This window comes from Cytobacillus solani (assembly GCF_006704205.1).
Taxonomy (GTDB): domain Bacteria; phylum Bacillota; class Bacilli; order Bacillales; family Cytobacillaceae; genus Cytobacillus; species Cytobacillus solani.
Genome location: NZ_CP041305.1, coordinates 2,419,022 through 2,440,904, shown reverse-complemented (window position 1 = coordinate 2,440,904; position 21,883 = coordinate 2,419,022). Strand labels below are relative to the sequence as shown.

At 33.5% G+C, this 21,883-nt stretch carries 21 protein-coding genes; 3 read left to right on the top strand and 18 right to left on the bottom strand.

The features are described 5' to 3' along the window. Window positions 1-35: 35 nt before the first annotated feature. Both FI644_RS12275 and FI644_RS26300 read right to left on the bottom strand, forming a co-directional pair. Window positions 36-1,025, bottom strand: a complete 990-nt coding sequence (locus tag FI644_RS12275) for a nuclease-related domain-containing protein (protein ID WP_053478764.1) — start codon at window positions 1,023-1,025, stop codon at window positions 36-38. Window positions 1,026-1,265: 240 nt separating this feature from the next. After that, the gene (locus tag FI644_RS26300; RefSeq protein WP_181758196.1) at window positions 1,266-3,179 is read right to left on the bottom strand and encodes an SEC-C metal-binding domain-containing protein; all 1,914 of its coding nucleotides are present in this window, start codon (window positions 3,177-3,179) and stop codon (window positions 1,266-1,268) included. 420 nt (window positions 3,180-3,599) lie between these two features. Between FI644_RS26300 and FI644_RS12265 the strand changes: the two genes are divergently transcribed. Beyond that, window positions 3,600-3,728, top strand: a complete 129-nt coding sequence (locus FI644_RS12265; protein ID WP_075209241.1) for an FbpB family small basic protein — start codon at window positions 3,600-3,602, stop codon at window positions 3,726-3,728. Window positions 3,729-4,023: 295 nt separating this feature from the next. On the opposite strand, the gene hpf is transcribed toward FI644_RS12265, so the two are convergent. Beyond that, window positions 4,024-4,575 carry a ribosome hibernation-promoting factor, HPF/YfiA family gene (gene hpf / locus FI644_RS12260; RefSeq protein WP_053478763.1) on the bottom strand — a complete coding sequence of 184 codons (552 nt, stop codon included), beginning with the start codon at window positions 4,573-4,575 and terminating at the stop codon, window positions 4,024-4,026. A gap of 893 nt (window positions 4,576-5,468) precedes the next feature. Continuing rightward, window positions 5,469-5,813, bottom strand: a complete 345-nt coding sequence (locus FI644_RS12255) for a hypothetical protein (RefSeq protein WP_056686526.1) — start codon at window positions 5,811-5,813, stop codon at window positions 5,469-5,471. Window positions 5,814-5,999: 186 nt separating this feature from the next. On the opposite strand from FI644_RS12255, the gene FI644_RS12250 reads away from it, so the two are divergent. Together FI644_RS12250 and FI644_RS12245 are read left to right on the top strand one after the other, a co-directional pair. Then, entirely contained in the window at window positions 6,000-7,043 is a 1,044-nt protein-coding gene (locus FI644_RS12250) for an HD-GYP domain-containing protein (RefSeq protein ID WP_181758195.1), read from the top strand. A 239-nt stretch (window positions 7,044-7,282) separates the two neighbouring features. After that, window positions 7,283-7,462 (top strand): hypothetical protein, encoded by a 180-nt coding sequence (locus FI644_RS12245; protein WP_053478760.1) that lies wholly within the window; start codon window positions 7,283-7,285, stop codon window positions 7,460-7,462. Between the two features lie 209 nt (window positions 7,463-7,671). Here FI644_RS12245 and fliT read toward each other — a convergent pair whose 3' ends face one another. From fliT to FI644_RS12175, 14 genes are all read right to left on the bottom strand, one after another. After that, on the bottom strand, window positions 7,672-8,022 hold the full coding sequence (fliT, locus tag FI644_RS12240; RefSeq protein ID WP_142108407.1) for a flagellar protein FliT: 351 nt from the start codon (window positions 8,020-8,022) through the stop codon (window positions 7,672-7,674). Next, window positions 8,022-8,417: a flagellar export chaperone FliS gene (fliS, locus tag FI644_RS12235; RefSeq protein WP_142108406.1), complete on the bottom strand. Its 396-nt coding sequence runs from the start codon at window positions 8,415-8,417 to the stop codon at window positions 8,022-8,024. The genes fliT and fliS overlap by 1 nt, the downstream gene beginning before the upstream one ends. 43 nt (window positions 8,418-8,460) lie before the next feature. Continuing rightward, entirely contained in the window at window positions 8,461-9,978 is a 1,518-nt protein-coding gene (fliD, locus tag FI644_RS12230) for a flagellar filament capping protein FliD (RefSeq protein WP_142108405.1), read from the bottom strand. 15 nt (window positions 9,979-9,993) lie between these two features. Further along, window positions 9,994-10,353, bottom strand: coding sequence for a flagellar protein FlaG (gene flaG / locus FI644_RS12225; protein WP_142108404.1), 360 nt, complete (start codon window positions 10,351-10,353; stop codon window positions 9,994-9,996). Window positions 10,354-10,414: 61 nt separating this feature from the next. Then, window positions 10,415-11,476: a tetratricopeptide repeat-containing glycosyltransferase family 2 protein gene (locus tag FI644_RS12220; protein ID WP_142108403.1), complete on the bottom strand. Its 1,062-nt coding sequence runs from the start codon at window positions 11,474-11,476 to the stop codon at window positions 10,415-10,417. A 258-nt stretch (window positions 11,477-11,734) separates the two neighbouring features. Next, window positions 11,735-12,607 carry a dTDP-4-dehydrorhamnose reductase gene (rfbD, locus tag FI644_RS12215; protein ID WP_142108402.1) on the bottom strand — a complete coding sequence of 291 codons (873 nt, stop codon included), beginning with the start codon at window positions 12,605-12,607 and terminating at the stop codon, window positions 11,735-11,737. Next, window positions 12,604-13,617 carry a dTDP-glucose 4,6-dehydratase gene (gene rfbB / locus FI644_RS12210; RefSeq protein ID WP_142108401.1) on the bottom strand — a complete coding sequence of 338 codons (1,014 nt, stop codon included), beginning with the start codon at window positions 13,615-13,617 and terminating at the stop codon, window positions 12,604-12,606. Before rfbB ends, rfbD begins: the two co-directional genes overlap by 4 nt. Window positions 13,618-13,629: 12 nt before the next feature. Continuing rightward, window positions 13,630-14,175 carry a dTDP-4-dehydrorhamnose 3,5-epimerase gene (gene rfbC / locus FI644_RS12205; protein WP_142108400.1) on the bottom strand — a complete coding sequence of 182 codons (546 nt, stop codon included), beginning with the start codon at window positions 14,173-14,175 and terminating at the stop codon, window positions 13,630-13,632. Between the two features lie 11 nt (window positions 14,176-14,186). Next, window positions 14,187-14,933 (bottom strand): sugar phosphate nucleotidyltransferase, encoded by a 747-nt coding sequence (locus FI644_RS12200; protein ID WP_142108399.1) that lies wholly within the window; start codon window positions 14,931-14,933, stop codon window positions 14,187-14,189. A 27-nt stretch (window positions 14,934-14,960) separates the two neighbouring features. Beyond that, window positions 14,961-16,073 carry an aminotransferase class I/II-fold pyridoxal phosphate-dependent enzyme gene (locus tag FI644_RS12195; RefSeq protein WP_142108398.1) on the bottom strand — a complete coding sequence of 371 codons (1,113 nt, stop codon included), beginning with the start codon at window positions 16,071-16,073 and terminating at the stop codon, window positions 14,961-14,963. A 90-nt stretch (window positions 16,074-16,163) separates the two neighbouring features. Then, complete coding sequence (locus FI644_RS12190) at window positions 16,164-16,727, bottom strand: acyltransferase (protein WP_142108397.1); 564 nt, start codon at window positions 16,725-16,727, stop codon at window positions 16,164-16,166. Between the two features lie 223 nt (window positions 16,728-16,950). Then, entirely contained in the window at window positions 16,951-18,117 is a 1,167-nt protein-coding gene (locus tag FI644_RS12185; protein WP_246067052.1) for a glycosyltransferase family 4 protein, read from the bottom strand. A 27-nt stretch (window positions 18,118-18,144) separates the two neighbouring features. After that, window positions 18,145-19,719 (bottom strand): glycosyltransferase, encoded by a 1,575-nt coding sequence (locus FI644_RS26295; protein WP_181758194.1) that lies wholly within the window; start codon window positions 19,717-19,719, stop codon window positions 18,145-18,147. A 1-nt stretch (window position 19,720) separates the two neighbouring features. Beyond that, on the bottom strand, window positions 19,721-21,844 hold the full coding sequence (locus FI644_RS12175) for a glycosyltransferase (RefSeq protein WP_246067050.1): 2,124 nt from the start codon (window positions 21,842-21,844) through the stop codon (window positions 19,721-19,723). Window positions 21,845-21,883: the final 39 nt, after the last annotated feature.

Genomic DNA, 21,883 nt, shown 5'->3' with positions numbered 1-21,883 from the left:
TATTAATATTACCACTTTCACTAGGGGGTGACAACTTATGAGGGTGGGGAGGAAGTTTTGCCTTTTGGAAAATAGACTCTCCCCTTAAGTTGGCCTTTAAATGGCAAGTCCATTGAAATGAGTAACTTTTTTGCAATACTTGCGGAGGAAAGGTGGAGGAAATCTCGAAATTGACTGTTAGAAATGGGGGAATTATTGTTAAGCAGGAAATAATCATTGACCGCAAGTATGTGGGCATTTTTATCCTTTGATTTGCATTTAGGGCAAAACCAGGTTCCGTAGTGTCTTTCCATTGGGGATGTAGATTGGCATTTCTCACAAAGTGCTCCAGTGGTTATTTCGCTTTTTGATATGTTATAAAAAGGAAGAACATCAAATATTTCTTCTTTATACTCTTTTAATAGGATTCGGCAGATTTTCTTGAGCTCTTTTGGAGTGAGGATTTCGTTCTTATAAGATAATCTTATTTTTTCAATTTCCTTTAATAAAAATTGAACGTGAAGGACTTTTTGCATCATTTTCATATTTCCGGGGGCAGTTTGAATGATGGTTGAGGGCTTACTAATAATAATCAGAAAGTCGATTGGAATGGAAATATTGCGTTTGTTCAGCCATTTTCTCAGCTCTGTCCATTGTTGGCGAGCTTGTTCAATGGGATTGGCGTAGCCTTTAATTTCCCCGTTTGAGTTGGTTTGTATAAGCTGGTCAAGTAAGGGATCAAAGTAAAGTCTTCCTGAATAGTTTTTCACTTCAAGAATGAGCGCGAAAAAGGATGTGAGGATTAAAGTATCGATTTGAAAGAAGTGTTTTCCATTCGAGAGTCGTATGCCGTGGAATATCATATAGTCTTTTTCAGGGAGCTTGCTTAAAGGAAAGTCTAATGCTTGTTCGCCTCTGAAACCAGCCCAACGTTTGGCGAGATCTGATGCAATTTCAGCTCTTTTCCAATGATTTTCCGGTATTCTTCTTAAAAGTGCTTCATTTTTTTGGATTCTGATAGGAATTGTACGTTCTTTTACAATCAATTTGATCTCTCCTTTTTAAAGTTCAACACAATATTCGTTTTTACATAGAAATAATCCTGCCTAGATTATAGTTTTTATCACCACATCTGTTAAATCTTCATGTTACAAGCCAGATTTTCATTTTATCGGCCACTTTCAATGATTTACGGGCCACTTCACCTAATTTATAGGCAACTTTCTCATTTTATGGGCCACCTCATTATTTTTCATAAAAAAACGAAGAGCATCCATGCTCTCCGTCTAGTTACTAAGCCATTCCTTCAACTTAGGAACTCTATTCCAAAGATGCTGATGCTCACTCACATAGACTGCGGCTTCATTTTTGTCACCGAAGCTGTAATAATCAGGAATGTCTGCTGGGAGCTTCTTTTTACCTGTTAATAAATCAACGACATACTTATTTACCTTTTTGGCAGCAAGAAATAGTTGATTGGCTTTATCTGTTAAACCATTTGATAAAATCTCGATTAATGTTTGATTATACGCATCTTGTGCACTATCTTCCGGATATCTCTTCAAGAGTTCAGAAGCTTTTCGAAATTGTTCATCATCACAATAGGCAATAAATAGCATATAGCTGATACCCTGATTGTCAGCCGGATTTAATTCCAGCAGCTCCTCGTACTGAGTAATTGCTGCTGTTAAATCACCAATTTTTTGTAAAAATGCTGCATAATTCATTGCTGCACGCATAAATGGTCTTGTTTCGATTAGCCCCCAGAAGTACCCTTTATTCTCATGAAAAAATGCTTCACCAAGCTCATCGCGGCCAATGCGCATACTCTTTTCAAAAAGCTGGGCAGCAGTTTGCAGAGAATCAGTCTGTTCAGCTAAAATTGTATATCCGTCTGCATGGGAAGGGTCTAATTCCAAGGCTTTCTGAGCTAGTCTGTATCTTTCTGGCCCATTAGATTCAAGGGCTGCGTATATTAGCTCTTGTGCCTCTTCTTTCGTGCCTTGACTCTTGTTCTTTCTGGGATTAGGGCTGTCTAATCTTGCTTGCAAAAAGTCATTTATTTCCTCCATACTTTCCAACTGATTTTCTTCAATTTCTTTTAACACCTCTTGTAATTCCGCTTCCAGTGCATGGCTTTGCTTCTTCTGATCCCGTTCAATCATTGCCCCTATGTAATTCTCTACAACAAAGTAAATGTCACTATAATAGCTAGATACTCGATTAGCTGGCAATCCATACATGTCTCCGATCTGTTTCTGTGTTAGCTCAACTTTTGTCGGTGCTAAAGTAGTAACGAGATAACGAAGGGCCGCCACATAATTTACAGGCTTCTGAATATTTTTATTGGTTTGCTTGCAATATTCCATCCAAAGCATAACGCCTATATGGATGATCCAGCTAAGTTCTCCCGCCGCTTTCATATCCTTTTCAAACATTTCGGCTACCTGCTTAGCTCCGTCGCTTGGCCATTCAAAACCTTGAAGATCAAGCGTTACTCCCGCCTTTGGTGTCTCATGCATCATTTCAAGGAAGTTGTCTGCTAGAAATTCCTCTGGACTATCATATCCTGAATTCATAAATTCATTTTCAATAAAGACTTCAAAATCGGCTGTATGCTCTATAGAAAGTTCAAATAGAGTTGGAAAAACAGTAAATTTGTCTTCATAGCGATGCAAAATTGCAAAAGCGAATACGCCTTCCTCGTAATCTCGCGAATGCTCAAATAGAACAACAGGGTACTCTTTTCCTGTCAATGTATCTTCTATTATAAGGCTATCGATATGATATTCTTTCACTATACCAGCAACAGCATAGCCTTCCTGCCAAGATTCCAGAATGGCCTTCACTCTTGTGCGTGAAACTTTGCGAAGTTTATGCTCAATAAACTTCTGCATAATGGTTTTGCCATCTTCCATCGGTTCAAATACTAGAAACCAAAAAGGGTGCAAAAATTCATAGAAATCCGCATCTCCAGCATCTGCATCCTCCAGCGAATGAAGCAAGTCTTCAAAATCATTCGCTATTTCATCACCAAACTGTTGGATCGCAAAAATTTCCGCTTCCTTATGCAGCTCTAACACTTCATGATCAATCACATCTGTAATAAGAACCGTATCCTTGCTCCCACAGCATTTTTTATACTTCTTCCCGCTTCCGCACGGACATGGTTCATTCCGGCTAACTTTTAAAGTAGACATATAACAGCTTTCTCCTTATCCCTATTGATCTGTTTTTAATCTATTCTATCACTATAGCTTCTAACAAATTAACTATTAGTTTGCCACACGAATTAAAATATAAAACTGCTATCCTTGACATTTTCAACTTCCGTTTATATAATAATATTAATTAAATAGTTGTTCTCCTAAAGGGGAGTAGCTTTTACAGCATTGTCGTCATTTCAGAGCACTAGCTCTCGGCATTGTTGGCAGCCTAAAAATTGTTAGCCAGACCTTTACCAAGCGGTAGAGGTCTTTATTTATGACCTTTACCCATCGTGGTAAAGGTCTTTTTTATTAGGCTTGTTGAAATAAATATTGTTGGAGAAAAGCATCCATCAAGGGCTCACAATCCACAACATGCAAGGTCAGTACCTATACAATAATGGAGGAATTCACATGAATAAAAAGATCCGATTTTCACTTGAAGAATTAACGAAGAAGAACAAAGAAGAGTTATTAAAGGACAAGATTCAAATGGAAAAAATCGAGAAAAGAATCGATGAAAAACACGCAAAGACAAAATGAAGAAACCCACTTATTAGAAAGGAGGAATTTGCAGTGTAAAATCTCCCTCTTACTTTTATCAAAATCATACAAAAAGAGGAGAAAATACGTAATTGAAAACCCAGCATTACAAAAATGGCTAGTAATCTTTACTTTTTGAAGTATACTCGAAACAACATTTACGTCAGCAATCACTTCAGAGGTAAAAAATCCGCCAAGGATTCAAATTCAACCCGCTCAGATTCTTTCTGATTCTGATCAGCGGACATAATCATAGAGTCAGAAAAACCCCGCTTTTGACAGCGGGGTTTCCTTATTATTGTGCTTCAATTAGACCATAACGGCCATCTTTCCGCTTATAAACAACGTTTGTTAAGCTAGTTTCTGCATTTGTGAATACATAGAAATTGTGGCCAAGCATATTCATTTGCAGAATAGCCTCTTCACTGTCCATTGGCTTTAGATCAAAGCTTTTTTGACGGACAACTTCGAGCTCCTGGTCTTCATCCATTGATGCTCTTTCAGATTCATCAAGCGTAACAAACATATCTGGCACATTCCCTTTTTCACGGAATTTACGATTTACCTTCGTTTTATGCTTGCGAATTTGGCGTTCTAATTTATCAGTAATCAAGTCAATAGCTGCATACATATCATCATGAACTTCCTCTGCACGAAGGACAAGATTCGGCATTGGAATTGTTACTTCTACTTTGGAGGTTTTATCTTGGTACGTTTTTAAATTCACATGTACGGTTGCATCTGGAGACTCGGTAAAATACCGCTCCAATTTTGCAATTTTCTTCTCTACATATTCTCTAATTGCTGGAGTTACCTCAATGTTTTCACCACGAATGTTAAAATTCATAAGCGAACTCCTCCTTTTCATTATACGAATACTGCGCGCCTTCTCTTCAGCCTATCCGGCTTCTTTGTTAAAGACACTTAGCCTTAATAAAAAGACTATATACTTACATTTCTATTTTACCCCATAAATCTCCTGCTAGTACATGAAAAAAGTTTGAGAAATTTGTCGGAATGGTGAAGGATATACTTTTGCTCTGAATTGTTTAATTGTTTCTAACTATCTGATATTTAATATTAGACAATACTCGTTAAGCAGGAGTAATATATCTTTCAAAAGGAAAAAGCAACAGAGCCGCTCGACTCTTACAGCTTTAAGAAGATCGAGTTGAGATCAATAAAGGGGTTCGGTACGCTATGGTTGCAGCACCCATAGTTAGGCTTTAGTAAATATCTAAGCATTTTTCTAACAAACTAGAAGATACTTGTACACCAGACGTCCTTGTACTGACCTCACCCATTGATTTAAACATTTATGATAATAACAAGTCATAGCCCGATATTATTATATTTCAATTGTCTACATATTGTTACGGAGAAAAAATTATACATACCCCAGGTATCGTCGTTGAAAGCTTATCCCCTTTCACAAACAACAATGACAAAATTTGTAGTATTGCTGTTTACAAACGCTGTGGAGTGGAAAACAGTTTGCATTATTGATCAACACATCTTTTTTAATCAATTAGTTCTTTCTTACTAATCGTCCATACTACTTTCAAAAACTTACGGGAAATCAGATTCGAACTGCTCCGCCTTGTTCGATTGCATTTTTTTAACCTTGATAGTGTCTTCAAACGATTAATGGCATTTGATAAGCTATTTTCATTAAAATTGACCTTTTTCTAAAAAAACGAACCTACTTCTGCATGTAGTTGGTGGGTTCACTAATTTTCCTTACTCAGCCTTGTTTACTAACCCAACTGCAATGATTGCTAAGAATGGTTTAATATTATTTGTTCGTTTTTTCACAATTCTGATCTCACTAAGAAGCATCTCAAGTTCCTTAGGAGATGAAACATCAATAATCCAATCCGCTAAATCAGTATGATTAATAGAATAGTTTTGTGTTGGTATTTTAATAGATTTTACTGCGTTTATTTCCCTTATTAAACAATTTTTGTGATAATCATACTTTGTTAATATGGCTTTTTTCCCTATATTATTATGATTCATATCTGGAGTGTTCATTTTTATCACCTTTACAACAATTATATACACATAGTAATAAATTTCATCCATTGGCTAATATACCCATGAATTCTAAAATTGTCAACAATAGGACAATTTATACAGGACACTTTACCCATTTTTACAAAATAGGTTAATTTTAGTATATTTCCCTTTAGTAAAATGATAAATTTAGGACATAAACAAGATAATTTTTGGGGAGTTTTTCTGTTAACTACAGGTTTAGGGGGATCAATCATGGATCAAGCACAAATATCATTCGATTTGGTAGGAAGTGCACTTGGCGAAGACATTTTCTCGGAGCAAGGCATCTTATTATTGAAAAAGGGAACGATCTTAAAAGAAGTTCATATCCTTTTGCTGCAAAAGTATAGATTTGGCAAGACCGTATCAGTAGATCTTAACGAAAACATTAAGAAAATATCACCAAGTGAAAAACCGTACCAAACGATTCAAGCCTATATAAAAGATACATTCCAAAGCTTCTACAGAAGTAAGGAAATTAATATCGTTCTATTAAGAGAGCGCTTTCATCCACTTATTGAACTATCACTCTGTGATGTTTCCATTCTAAAAGTCCTGCAAACAGAAGGAAAAAAAGATGAACAGCTGTATCAACATAGTATAAATGTCGGAATTCTCTCAAGTATTATCGGCAAACTATTAGGCTATAAGAAGAAAGATTGCCTCCTACTTGCAGATATGGGGCTACTTCACGAAATTGGCATGCTAGGAGTAGACAAAAATATTTATAAAAATACAAATTCTGTTGATAATGAAGAGATTCAAAAGCATACAGAGATTGGACATAAACTATTAAACTCGATTCCTTATATCAATTCGCTTATTCCATTGGCTGCTCTTCATCATCATGAAAGAATAAACGGAGTGGGGTATCCAGGGCAACTAAAGGAGAAGGACATCCCTTATTTCGTGCAAATTGTTTCCGTTGCAGATTGCTTTAACGCCGTGTATATGAATATTCATGATAATGGGGAAAAGAAACCGCATTTTGCAGGTGTGTACGAACTAATTGAAAAAGCACAAAAAAATGAGCTAAACCCGGCAATTGTCATTCCGTTTGTCCGATACATTATGAGGCAAAACCTATTGCAAAAGGTGAGATTGAGCAATGGGAATGAAGCGCAGATTGTCTTTATTCATGAGAACGAGCCTTACCAGCCGTTGGTGAAGGTTGGAGAGGAGTACGTAGATTTGCGGAGGGAAGCTGGAGTGAGGATTGAGAGTCTAATTGGCGAAGGGCATGAGGTTCGCGTATAACTAAGCTTATATTTTTATGAACTTCATAGATTTCATTATATGTATCTATCTAATTAACAAAGATATTAATTAATATAACTTAATCAGGGAAAATTATTAATTAAAAAAATATTAATCTTAATTAAATAAATTGAGTAATGCTTCAATTTATTGATGGATATAATTACCAAATAAATGAAGGAGAATTGAAACCTTACGGTGAATATATATTTTATTCACAATAAATAGGAGGGTTTCAAATGGCGATTATCGGCGGTGTTGGAGAAGGACCAGTCTCACAATTTGTTGTCATCAATAAACAAATAGCAGAGACTGCCATAAAAGAAAGGATTTTAGATGTATTGGAAGATCCTTCAAAAAGAATACGTGAAATACAACAACCTTCTCCATTCTCACAATTTATTGATATAAAGATTTAAAAGCACAGCTGAGTTTAGCTGTGCTTTTATAATAGTATCTGGATTGGCTAAATTAATTTTCCCATTTGTAAAAAGGGGTTTGGCATCTTGTTTAAATTGAGCTACAAAATTTTCTAAATCATTAAAAGCACCTGATGTTTTAATAACAAAAACCTGCTTTTTTCAAAGCAGGTTTTAAACAAATTTATTATATTTTTTATTCTTCGACCTTATTTTTTCCTATCAAAATAATGACCATCGAATGAGGCAGATGCATAAGGGTCGTTATATCCTTTAAAGGCAGACTTCCCTTTCTTCGTATTAATAATATTTTGCTGAATAGATGTCTTAATCTTCCCCATTTGCTTTATTACATCTTCACTTATGGAAAGAATTTCTCTCAATTTTTGTTTATCATCATTAGTTAATAGAGATTGATCTACACTATCTAACAGTTTCCCACGTGTTTCAAGGTACGCTTCTAACTCTTCAATTTGCTTCTCTCTGTCTCCTTGATTTCCATTAGAAGCAGTCAACTGTAACTGTTTAGTAATCTCGTATAGCTTTTCAATGACTTCCATCAAACAAGCCCGCTTGTACTATATTGTTTCTTCCGGTTAATAATCAATGCTTCCTTCCAAGTGTCACGGAACTCTGTTACCAACTCTTCTACTTCACTTATAATATCAGTATCATTCTTAATATTAGCCTCAATTAATCTCCGATTCATATAGTCATATAATTTTCTCATATCTTTAGCAATATCATAATCAAAGTTTAAAGTAACCATTAACTCTGAAATGATATTTTGTGCTTTTGAAAGATTTGTATGTTTAGCTTCAATATTTTTTTCTTGAACCGCTTTTTTGGCTTGATTTAAAAATTTCAGGCAACCATTGTATAACATCAGTGTCAATTCACCAGGAGAAGCAGTTAAAACAGAATTCTGTTGATATGCTTCGTATTGTTTTTGCATGTTTAAATATCCTCCTAAAAGTTAACACGTAAGTAATTCTAGTCTATTGTCCCAGCATTCCTACAATAGAGCTGCTTTGTGCATTCATCTTGCTAATCGCTTGCTCCATTGCCGTAAACTGTTTCCAATAACGATTTTCAATTAATTTCAGCTTATCTTCCCATGTTTTCATTTGAGTAGTAACATCTTTGATTGAGTCTCCAAGTGTACTTATATCAAGAGTGGTCGCTGTATTTGGGCGGCCTGCCTTTTTGTTTAATTTTTCAATCGAACTGCCTACTTCTTTATATATTCTCGTGGCAATTCCATCTTCACTGGTAAATAGGTTTGAGATTTCATCAGGGTTGTTAGCAATCGCCTCTTTTAACTTATCTTCATTAATTTCTAGCTTGCCATCCTTAGACATATAGGCTGACTGAATACCTATTTCGGATAACATTCTTAGTTGACCATTAGGTATTCCTGAAACAGAATTATACATTTTACCTCTAAGTGTTGTTAACGTATCCCTGATAATTTGATCATTATACAATAACCCTTCTTTTGCCTTTTCATCCCATTTCTCAGCCTCTTTTTCAGATAGACTTTCTCTTTGTTCCTCCGTTAAGGGCTGGTACTCACGATTACGATGAGTTTTGACTTTAGAATTAAGACTATCAATCATTGAGTTATAACTATCGACAAAATCTTTGATTTTGGTAAAAATGGCATCTGTATCTGATTCAACATTGATTGTAGTTGTTGCTGTCGGATCAGCTTTTAATAGCGTCAATTCCACACCATAGACGGTTGCTTTATTTGATGTTAAGTTATCAATAACCGTTCCATCAAAGGTGATTTTGGCATTCTTGCCATCTGCACTATAAATAGTTGGTGTCGCAGGTGCTGCAGAAATGGTTCCTCCATTAAATACTAGTGATGCAACATCTGACGTACCTGTTTGGTGAGTAATTTCTATCTTTTGATCCTTCCCCATTTCCTTCGTAGAAATGACAAAGCTTGATGTTACCTCATCAAAGGAAGCCCTTAATTCTAAAGACTTTCCAGATTCGGTAGCCGATCCAATCTTGGTTGCCAAAGATGCAAAAGTATCTTCATCAGTAACATTAATGATTGCTGTTCCCTTAGCCGTCTTAATTTCAAAGGATGAGGTCTCTCCTGCTGCCAACACTTTATCAGTAGCTTTTACAGCAGTCCCATCACCTTTTTTAATTGCAGAACCTGATTTTATTTTTGCTACCTCAGCTAATTGCTCAATTTTCAAATCGTAAGAACCTTGTATCGCATTACCTTTCGCGGAAACTAATGCATTTGCTGTATTTGAAGAAGTAGCTTTAAAGCCATTAAAATCCGAAGAAAACCGTAGTTTATCAACCTTTTTTTGAAAAGCACTAAGCTCAAGATTCACATCTCGATAAGCGTCACGCTGCCACGACATCCATTCCTTTTTTTGAAATAATTTATCCAGTGGAGCACGCTCCGCTTTCATTAAGTCCCTAATTATCGTATCTGTATCAAGTCCAGATGCGAATCCTGTAATTCTCATCGTGTTATTAACCATTTAGGACACCCTCCATTATATTTTGTTATCAACAAACAACCCAAAATATTCTCTCATTGAAGCATACATATCTAATAGCTTCTTTGGCGGTATTTCTCTTACCGTTTCCTTTGTTTGATCATTGATTAAAGTAACATAATACGTCTGCAATTTTTCATGGTACATATACTTCAAAGAAGTATGAGTATTTCCTAATACTTGGTTTATATCTGAAACTACTTGCTCTAAATCTTTTTCTTGAATAGCTGTTTCTGCAGTATTCTCATGATGCTGTTCTAAGATGTATGTTGGTTGTTCCTGCACTTTAATAGATTTATTACTTTCAAAGCTAATATTATCTACAGAAGTTCTGGAAATTGAATCAACAGAGCCCATCTTAATCCCCCTAGTAATTGTTCTACTTATTACATCGGATATTTCATCAAATTATTTACATTTATAGAGACAATAATCTGCTTTGTGCAGGTAAATAATGATAGGCAGCAGAAATTTCATAGAATTCTTTTGCTTTTTCCTTTTGATTAAACATCTCATAATAAACTCCTAAATTATATGCCGAAAGGAAGGAGCCTGTACCTAATACAATTTCTCTTTCATTCTGATTTCCTAATGCAAGACAGATAAGGTAGGACCTTTCAATAAGAGGAAGAAAATCAATATTCCTAGCCGTATCGCTTAACACAAAATTCATATAAAAGATCCCGCACACAAACTGATAATCAGGACTATTCCCTAAAGGTACATTCATTTGGTCAATAATTTCAAAAGCAGAGTAGTATTGCTTCAATTCAATTAATGTATAAATATAATTGACAACCAAATCTGTGAAGTAACCCTCTGATCGATCTGCCGCCTGATAACTTTCCTTAAAAAAATGGGCTGCTTCCTGATAGAGATTCATTGTTTTATATTGTCGAGCAAGCTGATATAAGATATAAGCATTCTTCGGATTATTAGAAAGCTCTTCCTTTAAAAGGATAAGATTCCGCTCTGATTTATCCGTTTGAAAATAACCTGTATGGAATACATCAATAGGTAGCTCAACCCGCGGCAGCTTAGACATCACCTGCTCATGTATTTTCCCAGAATAATAAGCTCCCTTTGGAAGCAAACGTGAAATATATATTTGTGAATAACGCTCTTCATTGTTTTGCTTAAAATTGCTTTTAATATTAATTTTCCCGATAAAATGATCATTTTGGAGCAATTTATTTACTTTGTCTTTGTCCCAATTGGTAATCTGCTCATCAGCATCAAGAATTAAGTTCCACTCTGACGTTGATTTAGATAATGCAAAATTGCGGGCAGCAGCAAAATCATTGGTCCAAGTATATTCATAGACTGTTGCACCATGTGTCTTTGCAATTTCTATCGTATGATCTGTAGATCCCGTATCTACGATAATGATTTCATTTACATAATCTTTAACAGACTCTAAACAGGTATTTAAGTGTTCCGATTCATCTTTTACGATCATAACTAAAGAAATGTTTGGCATTTTGTTCTCCTCTAATATGACTAACTTCTTTTAATATCGACTTGGATTATAATATTTGAATATATGAAAAAAGAGTTATCATTCAATTAGCCTAAAACTTCAGTGTGATAAAAAATATAAAAGCTGTGGATAATTGCTCCACAGCCAAATTAAATAAATAGAGATAAAGGAGTACTCGAAAAAAATTAAGTTATCATCTACTGATACTAAAATTGTTAAGATGAAAAAGTGTTTACAGTTCACACCTTATATCTTCTACTATTTTTCATCAGTTGTCTTTTGCGAGGTTCTTAAAAAATAATCTTCCAACGCATCTCCCCAATGCCTCATCTCGGAAAAATTATTTAACCTTAATCCCATATGATCTAACACAGAGTTTTTAGGCCGATTTGCTTTTTGAACAAACTCTTCCGAACTAATAGGTACTAACTCTACCCTTTTTTGAGCCAATTCAAATATTTTCGATGCAAATTCAAACCATGTGCATTCACTTGAGTTTGTAACATGGTAAATACCGTATAATTTTGTTTTTATCAGCTCGGAAACTTTGATAGCGACATCTACTGTCCAAGTAGGGGAACCAGATTGGTCATTTACAACGTTAATCTGTCTGCCGTTTTCAGCAAGGTTTAACATGGTTTTAACAAAATTGTTTCCATTTTCCCCATAAAGCCATGAAGTACGAACAATGAAATATTGACTATGAAAGTCCTTAACCATATGTTCACCAGCTAATTTTGAACTTCCATAAACATTAATGGGGGTAGGAGGATCAAACTCATTGTATCTTCCCTGTTTGTTCCCATCAAAAACATAATCCGTACTAATATAGACCAACTTAGCTTGTATATCCTCACATGCTATAGCAATATTTCTTGTTCCTATAGCGTTGACTAAATATGCGGTATCCTGATTATCCTCTGCTAAGTCTACCTTTGTATATGCAGCAGAATGAATCACTATATCAGGCTTTATTTCATTGATGGTCTTTTCAACCTGTTCATAGTTCGATACATCTAGTTCTTTCTTTGAAAAGGAATATACTTGATATCGCTGTTTAAGCAACAACTCCCCAATATCTGAACCTAATTGGCCTGTACCACCAGTGATCAAGACCTTTCCTTTACTCATAGCAAAGCACCATATTGAGTTTCATAGTAGCGTTGGTATTCACCTGATTTTATTCTACTCCACCATGCTTTATTATTTAAGTACCAGTTTACTGTTTCAAGTAATCCCTTCTCAAAATCATAAGCGGGTTTCCAGCCAAGATCATCTCTTATTTTCGTCGCATCAATTGCGTATCTTCGATCATGACCTGCTCGATCTTCAATGAATTGGATCAAACTATGCGGTTTCTCCAAAATATTTAATATTTCTTTAATAACATCAATATTTTGTTTCTCATTATGACCGCCAATATTATATACTTCCCCTGGCTTTCCATTATGCAAGACCAAATCTATCGCCGAGCAATGATCAGAAACATGAAGCCAGTCACGTATATTTTTTCCGTCTCCATATACCGGCAGATTTCTCCCCTCCAATGCGTTCGTGATCATCAGAGGAATTAATTTTTCCGGAAAATGAAATGGGCCGTAATTATTAGAACATCTTGTGATGTTAACATTCATTCCGTAAGTCTCATGGTAGGCCTGTACCAATAAATCAGAACTTGCCTTACTTGCTGAATAAGGACTATTAGGTGAAAGCGGTGTCGTTTCGGTAAAAAATCCATCTTCTCCTAAAGAACCATATACTTCATCTGTTGAAATTTGAACGTATTTCATTATGTTATTTTCTTTTGCCACATCCAAAAGAACTTGAGTTCCTAAAACATTTGTTTTTACAAAAATTCCTGGATCTGAAATACTTCTATCCACATGAGATTCAGCTGCAAAATTAATAATGACATTTACACAATGCCTTTTAACAACATATTGAAGAAGTTCTGTGTTCCGGATATCTCCTTTTATAAAAGAATAATTCTCTCGATTTTCATACTCTTTAAGGTTCTCTAAGTTACCTGCGTAAGTCAAAAGGTCATAATTAATAATTTGATAATCTGGATAAGTATCCAGCATGTATCTAACAAAATTACTCCCAATAAACCCCGCTCCACCTGTTACTAGAATATTCACTTATCTATCCCCTTAAAAGTTTATTTCTGCTTTTTTCAGCACTGGCAAAACCTCATCCTTTTTTGATAAAATCGGGTTCGAAGTTGGCCAAGAAATATTTAATTCCGGGTCGTTCCAAAGAATCCCACGATCGTGTTCAGGTGAATAATATTCATCCACCTTATAAAGAATTTGAGTATTTGGAACAAGTGTACAAAATCCATGAGCAAACCCTTTTGGAACAAGTAATTGCCGAAAATTATATTCTGACAAAATAAATCCTTCCCATTGTCCAAAAGTTGGTGAATTCCTTCGTATATCTAATACAACGTCATAGACAGCTCCACTCAGTACACGCACTAACTTTGTTTGAGACTTTGAAGATAACTGATAATGCAATCCCCTAATGGTTCCAGATTCTTTAGATAAAGATTGATTGTCTTGAACAAACTTATAATTTAATCCCATTTTTCCCAGTACTGATTCGTTAAAGGACTCCATAAAAAATCCTCGATGATCACCGTGAACTTTTGGACAAAGAATTTTCACATCAGAAAATTTAGTATTAATTACCTCCATATTAAACTCCCTTATAGCTTCATATGTACATTAAAATTCTCACCTAGATCAGTTCCTGCTGCAAGCTCATTTGCCTTAGCTAGAGACTGGTGTGTACCTGCATCTGTCCACCAGCCTGACAAAACATCAAAAGTAAGAGACTCCTTTTCAATGTAGGCATTGTTAACATCCGTAATCTCCAGCTCTCCTCGATTAGAAGGCTTAAGACCTCGTACAATATCAAATACAGAGGAATCAAACATATATATCCCCGTTACTGCATAATTACTTTTTGGATCTTTTGGTTTTTCTTCTATACTTTTAATAAGAGAGCCATCTAACTCGGGAACACCAAACCTATGTGGATCTGTAACTTCTTTTATTAAGATTTTCGCCCCGTTCTTTTGCTGTTTATACTTTTGTACATATTCAGTGATATTATCTGAAAACACATTATCTCCAAGGATCACAGTCATATTATCCGTTCCAACAAAAGTTTCACAAAGACTAAGAGCTTGTGCAATTCCGCCAGCCTGATCTTGGACTTTATATGTAAAAGTAACACCAAAATCTGAACCACTGCCTAATAGATTCACAACGTCTCCCATATGCTCTTTTCCTGTTACTATTAAAATATCTTTAATATCTGCTTCTACTAATTTGAAAATAGCATGGTAGATCATAGGGTATTTCCCTACTGGAAGTAAATGTTTATTTGTTACTTTTGTTAAGGGGTACAGGCGAGAGCCTGTACCTCCTGCTAGGATTATGCCTTTCATATAAGTTCCTCCAAATATACCATATTTCTAAGATATTAAAGCTTTGATTACCCGTTTCACCACATTTTTATCCATGTTTTCCCAAAAAGGAAGACTTAGAATTCTTTTGGATATATCATTTGTTACTGTTAATTCTAAATGAAGATAGTTTTTAAATTGCTGTTGCTGATGACAAGAAGGATTATAATATGAAACAGCATTTATAGAGTTTTGTTCTAGTTTTTCAATATACTCTCTATTCTTTTCACCTTTAGGACATAGAATTGAAAAAAATTGATATGGAATAGATCCTACTGTTTTTTGAATCTCCCATCCTTTTTCAAGCAAACCGTAGTTATTAATTTCTTCTAAATAATATTCAAAAACTTGCTGCCTTTTTTGAATTTTTTCTTGGTATATATCAAGTGTCGCTAACCCAATCGCAGCATGATATTCCGAAAGCTTTGAATTAATACCTAAACTAGTAGACTCACGTGTACCATAATACCCGAAATTTGATGCTTTTCTAATACTTTGTATCAAATCAGTATTTCGGCTGTATACTAAACCACCTTCTCCAATTCCAAATGATTTAGTCGCATGGAAACTAAATACTATTGAACCATAAAAATTTTCTCCGATATGATTATTTTCAAATGTAGTTCCAAAGCAAGGTGCTGCGTCAATTACTACAGGAATTCCAGACTCTTGAATATAATTGTAAAAAGTTAAATTTAGGTAAGAACCAAAAGTTGCATAAGGAACTACAATTGCTACTTGATCTCCAAGTAATTTTAATGCTTCCCCTAATTTCTCCTCATCCATCAACCACGTTTCCTTATCAATATCGACAAAATAAGGCTCTAATCCACACCACATCGCAGATAACGGAGTCGCTGAGAAAGTAAAACTAGGCATAATAGCATACTTAGCTTGAGGACGCTTAAGCTCATTAATACTTAAAATAAGACCCATTGTTGCATTATTTACCGTAGTTACTTTTCCTTTTCCTTTAAAGTATTCCTCTAGAATTCTTTCCTCAAACTGACTATTAAGCGGTCCATAGTTTGTATATATTTTATTTTCATCTATTTTAGAAAGATATTGTAAATAAGATTCTTTTTTCACTACATTTGGCTTAAGAAAAGGAATAACCTCCATATTCATACCTCTCTCTATCAACACTCTAGATCAAATTATTAAGATTTTCGTTATAAATATTCTTTTTATCTTATTATTTTTTGTACTTAATTATTTCATTTTTAGCATTTTTAACTCTTTATTCAATAATACCTTGCTTCTATCTTTTATCTTTTTTGCAGGGATACCAGCATATATCCCCCATGAATTTATGTTCTTTGTAACAAGACTATGGGCGCCAATCGCACTTCCCTCTCCAATTACAACATTCGGTAATACTGTAGAGTTTGTTCCAATTATTACATGCTTACTTATCGTAATCGGTGCTTTTATTACACCTGTGTATTCCTTTGGTACAGTGGGATTTGTCATACTTAAACCAGAATAATCATCCGTAAGACTATAAAGAATAACTCTTGATGATAGAGTACAGAAGTCTTCAAGTAGTACTCCACCTTCACCATAAATTGCACTAAAAGCAGCAATATGTATATTTGATCCTATTTTAATACCTTTTTCTCCACCTGATAATAAACAAAAATCATCAATTCTAACGTTATTTCCTATTTCAATAGATTCTGGTGAATAGATACTGCATTTTTTACTAATTTTAATATTTTCTCCAAAATTTTTAAAGCCAATCTTTTTTAACTCTTCACTCGTATAAAAGCTCATAAAACCCTCCTATCATTCCATAACCATAGTCTTAATCATCCTAATAATGGTTTAGCAAACAAAACTGTCTCCTGAGCGTAAATGGTATAATGGCCTAAATAGAATGAATAGTGAGGATTCTGCTCTTTAATAAAATGAATCACATCATATTATTTTTACGCCACCTAGGTTTACTAAGAACTACAAAATAATGCATAGAAAAAATATTTAATTAAAAAACTAATTATTGCATAATAAATGACAGTTTCTTTTTTACATTTTTCTTATTGTTAAATTGCTCTCTTATTGAAACAGCACCATTATCTGCTATTCTTAGTGCATCATTGAAGTTTTGCGCAACCCACTCTAATTTTTCAATTAACTCATCAGGATCATTTACGTTAATTAGAATATAGTCTAATCCGGACTTCAAAAAAAAGGAATCCTCACGTGAATTAGTAGTTATCAACAAGCACCCCGTAGACATAGCATCTACTGCCGCAGTTGTAGGAAATCCATCTAATGCATAAATATCATGGTAACTACAATTGATAAAAACATGTGAATTCCAATAAATATCCCTTATTATCTCCGGATTTTGCGGCCCGTAATATGTATAATTCATATTAGTTAGCAAATATAACTCATTTTTCCAATCACCTATAATATTTAAATGAAATTTTTCTTCTAACCGATTAAATGCATTAACAAGATTAGGAAACCCTTTTCTTTCACCTTTATTAGCACAGAATGTAATAATAATCTTATTTTCTTTTATATATCTTCTTGGTTTATATGAATAAAAATCAGTATTAACAATAACTGGAGTAAGGATTGCCTTTGGGATCTCTTTTAATACTTCTTCTGCATTAGTAAATACTCTATAACAATTTTCATTAATTATTCTTAAGAATTCTTTTGGAGTTGTAGGATCCAATCCGCCTCCAGGATATATCGTTGAACAAAGTTTAATATCATGAAATTTCATTAATGGCTCTATATTTATACCAGAAATTGCGCCTGGAATTTCTATACCATTCGAAGTTCTCGTTTCACCAAGTAGACTTAGTGTAAGGTTTAAAAACACGGAATATACATGCGTAATCCCTTCGCTTTCCACTAAGTTTGGAAACTCAGATATATGAAAAACATTTGCGGGAAAATCATCGATATATGGATTAACTGCAAAAAACAATGTATTAGGTAGTTGTTTATAAATCTCTAGATTTTCCCAATAACGAAACCCACTTTTCATCCAAGGAAATTGGGTATCTATAACCGCAAGTCTATTTTCTTTTTTATCCGCATTCTTCTTTTTAAGGAGAATAGCTAATTCTTCAATTTGGACTGAAATATTTTTATTAAGTTTTTTATGGATATTATTTTTATTTTCATTATTGATTATTTTCAAAATGTGCACTTCCTCTAAGGTAACCAATTACTTTTTTAATTCATTCAATAATATAAATAAAGAATCTACAATCTTTTTATCTTTTAAAGTTTCAATATTACCACTCTGTATAAACTTCATAAATAAATCTCCATTATTCTTTAATTGATTTGATAATGCATATTTATAATCTTCGTCATTTGATAGAAATCCATCATTTCTTGAATCAATTATTAGTCTAAGATGTTGAGATATTGAATTTTCAATTAACCTAAATGACTTTTGATTTTGCCCAGAATGTTGTCTAAAATAGCTTAATGGCTCTGTAATATACATAACATTTCCCCTACATAGTAAGGAGATCCAAGTAGCTAAATCATTAATCACATCATACATTTTTCCTTTATAGAAACCAAATTTCTCTACTAAGTCACTTCTTTTAAACATTGCGGTGGTTGGTTCACCAATTACGTTTAAACTGTTTTTTAAAATAAAATTACCCAGTTCAATACCATCAATAATAGTATCCTCATTAAATAGCCTTCTGGTAGTTTCGAATGGAGGTAAGATACTCCCATGTTCGTCAATTATTTCTCTGTATGAAGTTACTACACTTAGATTTTTGTGTTTTTGAAAATAATTAACCATTTTTTCAATTTTCCTTGGATGAAATAAATCATCATCCATCAGGTAATTTATGTATTTACCCTTAGAAAGTTCAAAACATTTATTCCAATTTAATACAAAGAGATTCTCCTCATTTTTATAATACTTAATATTAGGATATTTACTTAAATAGGGTTGTATCATGTTTTTAACATTCTCATCTGTACTATCATCACAAATAATAATTTCAATTTTTTTGTATGTTTGATTTATTACACTTTTTAGAGCCTCTTCTAAATACTTAGGTCTATTATAAGCAGGTATTAGAATGCTTACTAATGGTTGTTGCTCATAAAGAAATTTACAATACTCTTTCAAAAATAATTCTTTATTTTCTAAGAATCCATTCTTTACATTAACGATGCCGCAATCATGAATACACCAAGGCTCCTTTTGCTTTGGAACAGCTACTTTATAACCATTTATTGCAAATTCTACGCTATGTGAAATGTCGTAAAAATGCCACCCGTTAAAGATATCTTCACGCCAAGGAATATCATATTGTGTTACCATTATCAATCCATCAATAGCTTGGACATACTCAACATCATTGGTAGGTTCATTAAATGAGAGTAATTCCACTATTCCAGTATGACTATCGTAAACTTTCCCATATTTCTCTTGTGCTTCCCACCAAATACCGTTAGTTGGTAATTCCTTTGCACCCACCATTCCTAAAAGACCAATTTTTATATTATGCTGAAAAATCTTTAAAATATCGCTTATAAAATCCCGATTAATAATAAATACATCTTGATGAAGAAATACTTTATATTTCGCATCAGTTTGTTTCATAGCGAAATTATATCCTGCTGTCATGCTAGATGCACTTTCAACTGGGATAATTTCTATTTCATAGCCTACTGGAATAGTAAGTGAATGGATATAATGAATAGATTCATTAAGCAACTTTTCATCATTGTAGCAATATATAAAGGCAATTTTTTGTTCATCCATTTTAAGAATAATCTCCTATAATATTTACTTGTAGTATTTTTTGAACCTCACTTATTAACAGTTCTATTTCTTTGTCAATATGTTGAATTTTCACCAAATAATTTAACGCAGATTTATTCTCACCTAACTTATGGAGAAAAAAACCAAGATTATATAAGGTTTGGTCATTATTTTTATCAATGTCATATGATTTATTTAGATAGACTAATATATCCTCATAAAACCCTTGTTCGTAACATGTAATACCAATTATATTTAACACTTTAACTTTTTGAATGATATTATTTTCGATAATCATAATTATTTCATTTGTAGTTATATTTGGATCTAATAATACTTTAATAAGTGTTTGAATACTTTGTTCTAAATCAATCTCATATTCGATTCTTCTCAAAAGCATGATTAATTCTTGTTGGTTAAATCTTATTTTTTCAGTAATTTGTTTATATAATGTTAAAGCTTCATTATCCATATTCTCTAGTAGTTCGAGAAATTCTGCTGCAGAATTATTTTCCCCAAATGAGTGTAGGATAAAAGCAATATTATAAATCGTATCACTGCTTTTAGAATCTAATTTAAAGGCAGCTTCCAAATAAGGAAGAACACGTTCAAATTGTTGATAGGAATAGATAGATATAGCTAAAACATTTAGCACTTCTTCAGGATTGTTCATCTCATTAATAACACCAATAATTACATCATCGTCATAACAGAGTAACTTTTCTAAGTTTGTTTCAATATCTTTATTCTCATAAATATCTATAACAAATTGCTTTATTTCTTCATCTTTGAAACTAGCTTTAACTAAAAAATTTTGCACTGCAAAATCGGCTATCTCCTTAGATCCCATTTGCATTAAAGTTTGAATAAAGTCTAGCCTTTCATTATTTAATTCCTCTTGTTCATTTTCAAATTGATAATAATACTCTTTATCAAATAGTTCTCTAATATCACTTCTAGAAAAATAAACTTCATGGAAATTGTATGGATTTTCTGCCAAAATCAACTTCGAGATATTTGAATAACTTGAAACGTTACGCATTTTCGCTAGTAATATTCCATTTTTTTTCAAGCACCTTTTTACTTCTTTTAGTAAATTACTTGGTACATATTGTTTGAAATCAGTAATAAGGATAGCATCAAAATATTCCCTTGAATAAGCTCTTGAAAGTGGTTCATCTTCTTTTATTATGTTAGCAATTCGTTCCACTTCGCTAACTTCATATTTATTAGTTTCCATACCATAAAGGGATGCATGTTTAAATTTATCCTTAATTTTAAGTAATGTTCCGCCGCTTTTACATCCAATATGAAGAATTTTAAATTCAGCCTCTTCATGGAAAGGTAATTTTGAAATTAGATCATGATGAATTATATAGGAAGAAGAATTTGTTCCCCATTTCCCCATGAACTTTTTCTCATTCTCAGATAATAATTCTCCATATCCAGAAATATTTTCTTTCCATGAAACACTTCCATAATGATGAATAAATGTATCTTTACATAACAGTAGCTTATAACCCGCTTGTCGAATTCTAACAGAGTAATCATCATCCTCAAAATTCCCAGGGGTAAATCTTTCGTCTAAAAGTCCAATTTTGTCAACCACTTCTCTTTTAATAAGCATGCAATAGCCGATTAATTTCAATCTTTCTTCCCATTTTTCGGAATCAGACTTATTAAATCTTTGTGCAAAATTGTGCATTTCATTTAAATTGGAGTATTCTACCGGGATTGCAGTGTAATATGCTGCAGAATTGGTAACTGGACCAACTGCACCGATTCTGTCCTCACTATACAGACTATTAACCATATTACTTAGCCAATTCTCAGTTACAATGACGTCATTATTTAATAGTAGAATATTTTCCCCTTTAGCTATTCCAATACCTTGATTGCAGCCTCTAGGAAAGCCAAGATTCTCCTTGTTTATTATTACTCTTATGTCATCTTGCTTTAATAACCATTCTTTAGTATCATCCACAGAATTATTATCAATTATGATTAATTCATAAGTATCTCGATCTGTATACTTTCTTATACTTTCTAAACATTGTTTTGTGTATTCTAAATTATTGTAAGTTAGTATGATTATGCTCGTAAGCAATATATCCACCTCATCCATTTTCAATCCGCATTATTCGACAAAAAAAGTCGAAATACT